This is a genomic window from Microcystis sp. LSC13-02 (genome assembly GCA_002282935.1).
Classification (GTDB): Bacteria; Cyanobacteriota; Cyanobacteriia; order Cyanobacteriales; family Microcystaceae; genus Microcystis.
Genome location: MTBT01000297.1, coordinates 1 through 6,754, shown reverse-complemented (window position 1 = coordinate 6,754; position 6,754 = coordinate 1). Strand labels below are relative to the sequence as shown.

Sequence of the window (6,754 nt, the reverse complement as noted above, 5' to 3'; positions counted from 1 at the left end):
AGGTGCGGAACCCCGCAAGGGAAAGAAGCAGAAACCTAAATCGTGAGGTTTGGGAATCACCGTCCGTTTTACGGCGGTGAGGATGTCAATAGGGAAATTTTCTTTAATTTAGGTTTTGATTCTCTTGGTTTTTGCGCTTGAGGTTTTGCAGTTGTTGCAGCAGTACCTCGATTTCCGCTTCTAGATGCAGGTATTTCACCTGTTGGTCAGCTTGGTAGGTGGTGCGAATCTGTTTCATGGCGGAGGATTCCTTGGTTAGCACAGTTGTCATAGTGGTATCTATAGAGGACTAATTATCTTCAATTGTTTCAATTTGTGTATAGTACCTTAACAATGTCTTAAAGAAAACCTTTTTATGGTAGTTTCTCAACTGGCACAGGATGAAAGAGAGAAAAAATTCTTGCAACCAAAGGGATCGGAGTGCGATATACTCAGTCGCGAACGATATTGGCAAGCATGACCATGGTAGCGGTAGCAATTTTAGCGGCGGGTAAGGGAACCCGAATGAAGTCCAGCCTTCCGAAAGTTTTACATCCCCTCGGCAGTCGATCGCTAGTGGAACGGGTGCTTAATGTCAGCGAATCCTTACATCCCCGGCGAAAACTGGTAATTATCGGTTATCAGGGAGAACAGGTGCGAAATACTCTACAGCATCTTGAGGATATCGAATTTGTCGAACAAAGGGAACAGTTAGGCACTGGCCATGCTATTCAGCAGTTAATCCCCCATTTAGAGGACTTTCAGGGGGATTTGTTGGTCTTAAATGGCGATGTTCCTCTGTTGCGTCCCGAAACCTTGCAAAATCTTCTCCAGATTCATAAAAACCATGATAACGCCGCCACCCTATTAACTGCTAATCTTCCTAACCCGAAAGGTTACGGTCGAGTTTTTTGTGATGGCAATAATCTCGTTAAGCAGATTGTGGAAGAAAGAGACTGTACCGATGCCCAAAGACAAAACCATCGGATTAATGGGGGTATATACTGCTTTAATTGGTCAAAATTAGCGGCGATACTGCCTAATTTAACGCCCAATAACGATCAAGGTGAATATTATCTCACGGATGTGGTCAATTTTCTCGCTCCCGTCATGGCTGTGGATGTGGAGGATTGTTTAGAAATTAGCGGCATTAACGATCGCAAACAATTAGCCACCGCCTATGATATCCTGCAAACTAGAGTTAAGGATCATTGGATGGCTGCTGGAGTCACCATTATTGACCCTGATAGTGTCACCATTGAGGATACTGTCACCCTCAGTCCCGATGTGATTATTGAACCCCAAACCCATCTGCGCGGTGAGACGATAATCGCTTCTGGTTGTCGTCTCGGTCCTGGGAGTTTAATCGAAAATAGTCGGATAGGCAGCGATGTAACAGTCTTATTTTCAGTTATTTCTGATAGTCAGGTGGATTCTGGTTGTCGCATCGGTCCCTATGCTCATTTGCGCGGAGAAGCGAAAATTGGGGCTAATTGTCGAGTCGGTAATTTTGTTGAAATTAAAAAAAGTGACATCGGCAATAAAACCAATATTGCCCATTTATCCTATTTGGGAGATGCCACTTTAGGGGAAAAAGTTAACGTTGGTGCGGGAACAATTACTGCTAATTACGATGGCGTTAAGAAACATCAAACTATGATCGGCAGTGGCACAAAAACTGGGGCAAATAGTGTTTTAGTTGCCCCTTTAAAATTAGGAAAAAATGTCACCGTGGCCGCGGGTTCAACTATCACTAAAAATGTCCCCGATAACGCTTTAGTTATTGCTCGCGAAAGTCAGCGTGTGATCGAAAATTGGGACGATCAGTTTCAGTAGGTTAATTCTGGGATATAAGGACAGAAAACTGTTGCTACATTCCGAGATTAGAGTCAAGATAAACACTTTGATAAGGGCAGGAAAGAAAGAGGGGTTGAATGGTACTCAACCCTTACTTATACAGGTGAACTAAATAGTTATTAAGGGGGATGTTTGCTTATTTAACGGCCGCGACGACCTGCTTTACCGACTACGCGAATATTTTCAGGAGATTCGGTAAGTTTAACAAGATTTCCCTGGACAGCGACGATATTTTGCAGTCCTCTTTCCTCCATCTCTGAAAGAATATCGATTCTCTCATTTTTAACCTCGAGAAAATCGATAAATTCTGCTAAAGAATCTGCTGAACGAAAATACTCCTCCAATCGCCGCCATAATTTTGGCCAAATTGGATCGATTGTTTTCAAGTCATCCTTATTTTTAACAGTAACTCCCGTTAAAGTTTTATCACTAGGCCAATAACCTTTTTTATCTTTCTTAGCCACTGCTAAAGCTTTGTTGAATTCTTGTCGCAATTGGGTAAAAAGCGTATTGTAATATAAAGGGTAGGCATAACCCTCTAGTACCTGCCGATAATTGACGGAATCTCTCAGTAGGTTAGCATCTAAAAATACTTCATCTCCATCTTCTTGCTCGGTATTTCCTGCGAAAACGAAACAAATCGGACGACCAGAACTGTCATCCACCATGCGCGCTAGAATATAGCCCTTGGGGGTGGGATTATTATTTTGATCGTAACCGATTAAATCGAGCATATTCTCTTTAGCTTGAGTCGATAAAGGTTTAATTGCCCCTTTTTCGATTGCGTCGATACCCTCGAAACGTAACTGCACAGTGCCGTTATCACGAGAAATATTCGGTCTTCGACCTTCTAATTCAAATAATAGGCGACGATTGTTTGCCAAAAAACGGACAGAATCCCCATCGGGTTGACCGAATTGTGGGGTAAATCTACCTTTGATGAGAATAAACGCCATAAAACCTCTAAGTAGTTGGACAAAATTCAGGTTAACTGTGGGGTAAGGAGTCAGGAGTCAGTAGTCAGTAGTCGGCTTTTTTCTTTCTGCTCTCTACTCCCTTCTCCCCACTTCCCTATCTCCCTTCTCCCTGCTCATAGACAATATTAACGAGTAATTCAGATAGGTCAATGGCTTATCAGTTCACTGATTACTGTTTACTGATTACTGATTACTGATGCGGGTTAAGACCTTAAATTTGCGCGATGAAGCGTGAAATGTTATAAAAATCTCAGTCCTCCCTATAGAAAAGAGTATAAACTTTATGGCACGCACCGAGTCCACAATGTTAGATTTGGGGACAAAAGCCCCCAGTTTTGCCTTACCCGATGTGGTTTCGGGTGAAACTATCTCTCTGGACAGCTTTACGGCTAAAACCGCTCTGTTAGTCATCTTCCTCTCTGAACATTGTCCCTTTGTTAAACACATTCAAGAAGAACTTACCCGTCTAGGTCGCGATTATGCTAACACCAATCTGGGCATCCTAGCAATTAGTTCTAATGACGTGGAGAAATATCCCGATGATTCGCCCGAAAATTTGAAAAAAATGGCGATAACCCTTGACTTTAAATTCAATTTATGCTATGACGAAAGCCAAGAAGTGGCGAAAGCTTACACGGCAGCCTGTACCCCCGATTTTTTCCTCTTTGATAGTCAGCGCAGCCTAGTCTATCGCGGTCAATTGGATGATAGTCGTCCTAGTAATGGCGTACCGGTGACAGGCAAAGATCTGCGCGCCGCTATTGACAAGGTTTTAACCGGTCAACCAGTACCGACGGATCAAAAACCGAGTTTAGGCTGTAATATCAAATGGAAACCGGGTAATGAGCCACCCTATTACGGCTAAAATTTCTCTTATAAGTAATAGGAAACCAAGAAATTAATTTTGTCCTATTACTTATAAGACTATGGCAATAGCGTAACCGATTGCTGTGCTAATAGGGCAGTACCATAGGCCGCTTGATCCTGTTTAGATAAAAGCACGGGAACCCCTAAATGACGCTGACGAATTATTCTCCAAGTCGGATTTTTTGCCCCACCACCCGCACTATAAACTCGCTCTAATTTATTGGCTCCCAATTCCTGTAAACGGTGATAACCTAAAGCTTCAATGCGAGCAATACTTTCCAGTAAACCATGCAAAAATTCTAGAGGATTATCGGGGCGAGGAGTCAGTTTTGCGGGTAAAAAAGGATCATTAATTGGAAAGCGCTCGCCCGCTTTTAGTAGAGGATAATAATCTAAATTACTTTCTTTTTGTCCATCTATTGCTAAACTATAATTTCTCAATTCTTGATCAGAAAAAAACTTCTTTAACACTGCTCCTCCCGTATTGGATGCCCCACCAGTTAACCACAAATTTCCTAAACGATGACTATAGATGCCATAGTTACTATCATCAACTTTCTGGCTACTTAATAATTTTAAGACTAAAGTTGAACCTAAAGATGTCACCCCATCCCCTAAAGAATTAGCACCACTGGCTAAAAATGCCGCTATGCTGTCGGTGGTTCCCGTATAAATTAAACAATCTTTCGGGATAGCAAAACGAGTCACTAAATCCGGTTTAATAGTATCGATCGCTGTACCCGGGGCAAAAATTTGCGGTAATAAATTAAACATCGGTAAATTCTCTAACCAATCGGGATAACAGAGATTTTCGAGATCATAACCTAACTTTAAGGCATTGTGATAGTCACTGATTCCCAGTTTACCGTGCAGCAGAAATGCTAACCAATCCGCTTGCGAGAGAAAATAACGCGCTTGCGAAAAAATTTCTTGTTCACTCCACCAAAGTAATTTAGCTAAACTGGAGGTAGCACTAATCACGGGATGGTGAGGGGGTGCTATAGCTTTAATTGCTTCTAAAAATGCAATTCCTCGCCCGTCATTGTATAATATTGCCTGAGAAAGAGGATTACCCCAATTATCACATAATAACACCGTCGAGGAAGTACCATTAATCGCGATCGATTTAAGTTCTGAACGCACCGAATCCCCTAGATTATCCAATAAATAAAATAGGGACTTTTGCCAATCCTGAAAATTGGCATCGGTGAAAGGATAATTAACCTCAGCGACGATATTTTTGCTAGAATCAATAGCAATCGCTCGCACTCCCGATGTGCCAAAATCAATACCTAAAGATAAACCCATTGATGTCTTCACAACCCCCTCATTCTGGCTACCATTGGGATGGTATCAGTCCCCGATTCTTTGAAGGTTGGTACTTCCGAGTCATGATTCCGCAATTAGCCGACGGATTCGCCTTTATGTATTCTATTCAAGACCCAAGCGGCGGTCAAGTCAATAGCGGCGGAGCGGTACAAATTTTAGCCATAGAATCTAATTATCTTTGTCGCACTTTTCCCGATACGGATAAATTTTGGGCAAGTCGTCAGGAATTAGCCATTATCCATTGGGGAAAAACTAACTTAAAAATCCGTCCCTGTCTCCTTTCCCCGTCAGCTTTTTTTGAGTCTGTTCAAGAGGGTTATCAAGCAACGGCAAACCAGCAGCAAGGACGAATTTATGATCCCGTCACTGGAGAAATCTGTCAATGGGATTATCGCGTTGAAACTAGGTACAGTTGGGGAGATAAAAAGCGTCCACCCCAAGCAACAGCAGGAATATTATCTTATTTACCGATTTTTGACCCGGGTTGGCAGATTTTAACTGCTCATGGTTTAGCAACGGGAATGATTACCTATGGGGGAAAAAATTACCAATTTGAGAATGTACCTTTTTATAGCGAGAAAAATTGGGGTTATTCTTTCCCCGAAAAGTGGTTTTGGATTAATTGTAATGCTTTCCCTGAAAATCCCGATTTAACCTTAACCGCAGTGGGTTCTACCCGGAAAGTTCTGAACTGGACGGAATCGGTGGGAATTATCGGTATTCACTGGCAAAATCGCTTTTATAAGTTTGATATCTGGAATTCTCAACTAACTTGGACAGTGCAACCCTGGGGATACTGGGAAATGAGGGCAACCAACGAGAATTATACCATTGTCTTAATCGGTATCAGTGATCATCCTCCCGATCGCGTGCGTGTACCCACAGAAAAAGGTCTCTGTTTTGCTTGTCAAGATACCCTCAAAGGTGAATTATCGATAAAATTGGCTGATAGTCGCGGTAAAATCCTTATAAATAGCTCTAGTTGTCTAGCTGGTCTCGAAATTGGCGGTATTTGGCCATCAGCTTGGAGCAAACAGTGATTTAAATCACCATTGCGACGGGATAATATCACGCTATTATTTATCGATCGGTATTAACATTGAGTCAGTTTTTGATCGCTAAAAAATCGTTTCATGAACCAACCTTCTTTCAATTTTGTTGAGCAATTAGTGATAGCAGAAGTGCGGGAACAGTTAAGGAATTTACCTAGTTCTTTTCGCCAATATCTCTCGGAGATTAAAATCGATCGAGTCATGAATAATGCTATCCAAATTCTGCCCCGCAGTTTCAAAACTTTGGGGGAAAAAGATCACGATTATCACACCCGAAGATTAAGAATAAAAATTGCTGTAGAAAGAGCGATAACCGATATACTGCATGAACTAAAATTATATTATGTAGCGCAGACAGAAGTGGAAGATGAAGAAAATATTCCCACGGAACCATATTCTGAAAGGTGGGATAGCAGTTATTTTAATGGCTAGGTACAGAGTCTTCCTTTTCAGGAGTTAGCAGCTATTATTCAGAGGATAATAACCCATTAGTTTATAATTTATTCCTATAAGAAATGTTGTAAATCTCTGCTCAGAAATAGAATCGGTCGGTGAGTCTGGCTAAAAAATTATTTTAAAGTCAAGAAAATAGGCTTTTTTAGTTAGGGTCTGCTGAAAAAGTTTTTCGGTGGTGGTAGGAGTCAGGAGTCAGGAGTCAGGAGTCAGGAGTTTCAGGCTTTGTTGCCCTTGTTT

The 6,754-nt window shown here is 41.7% G+C and carries 7 protein-coding genes; 4 read left to right on the top strand and 3 right to left on the bottom strand.

The features are described 5' to 3' along the window. Window positions 1-103: 103 nt before the first annotated feature. Window positions 104-271 carry a hypothetical protein gene (locus tag BGL89_RS18635; protein WP_002801704.1) on the bottom strand — a complete coding sequence of 56 codons (168 nt, stop codon included), beginning with the start codon at window positions 269-271 and terminating at the stop codon, window positions 104-106. Between the two features lie 191 nt (window positions 272-462). Here BGL89_RS18635 and glmU point away from each other — a divergent pair, with 191 nt between their 5' ends. Continuing rightward, a complete protein-coding gene (glmU, locus tag BGL89_RS18630; RefSeq protein ID WP_286827016.1) occupies window positions 463-1,815 on the top strand; it encodes a bifunctional UDP-N-acetylglucosamine diphosphorylase/glucosamine-1-phosphate N-acetyltransferase GlmU in 1,353 nt (450 codons plus the stop codon). 161 nt (window positions 1,816-1,976) lie between these two features. Here glmU and BGL89_RS18625 read toward each other — a convergent pair whose 3' ends face one another. Continuing rightward, window positions 1,977-2,792: a hypothetical protein gene (locus BGL89_RS18625; protein WP_286827015.1), complete on the bottom strand. Its 816-nt coding sequence runs from the start codon at window positions 2,790-2,792 to the stop codon at window positions 1,977-1,979. 304 nt (window positions 2,793-3,096) lie between these two features. Between BGL89_RS18625 and BGL89_RS18620 the strand changes: the two genes are divergently transcribed. Next, entirely contained in the window at window positions 3,097-3,678 is a 582-nt protein-coding gene (locus tag BGL89_RS18620) for a thioredoxin family protein (protein WP_286827014.1), read from the top strand. Window positions 3,679-3,737: 59 nt separating this feature from the next. On the opposite strand, the gene BGL89_RS18615 is transcribed toward BGL89_RS18620, so the two are convergent. Further along, window positions 3,738-4,988, bottom strand: coding sequence for an FGGY-family carbohydrate kinase (locus BGL89_RS18615; RefSeq protein WP_286827013.1), 1,251 nt, complete (start codon window positions 4,986-4,988; stop codon window positions 3,738-3,740). Window positions 4,989-4,990: 2 nt separating this feature from the next. On the opposite strand from BGL89_RS18615, the gene BGL89_RS18610 reads away from it, so the two are divergent. After that, window positions 4,991-6,049 carry a tocopherol cyclase family protein gene (locus tag BGL89_RS18610; RefSeq protein WP_286827012.1) on the top strand — a complete coding sequence of 353 codons (1,059 nt, stop codon included), beginning with the start codon at window positions 4,991-4,993 and terminating at the stop codon, window positions 6,047-6,049. 93 nt (window positions 6,050-6,142) lie between these two features. Beyond that, a complete protein-coding gene (locus tag BGL89_RS18605; protein WP_286827011.1) occupies window positions 6,143-6,493 on the top strand; it encodes a hypothetical protein in 351 nt (116 codons plus the stop codon). The last annotated feature ends 261 nt before the right edge of the window (window positions 6,494-6,754 follow it).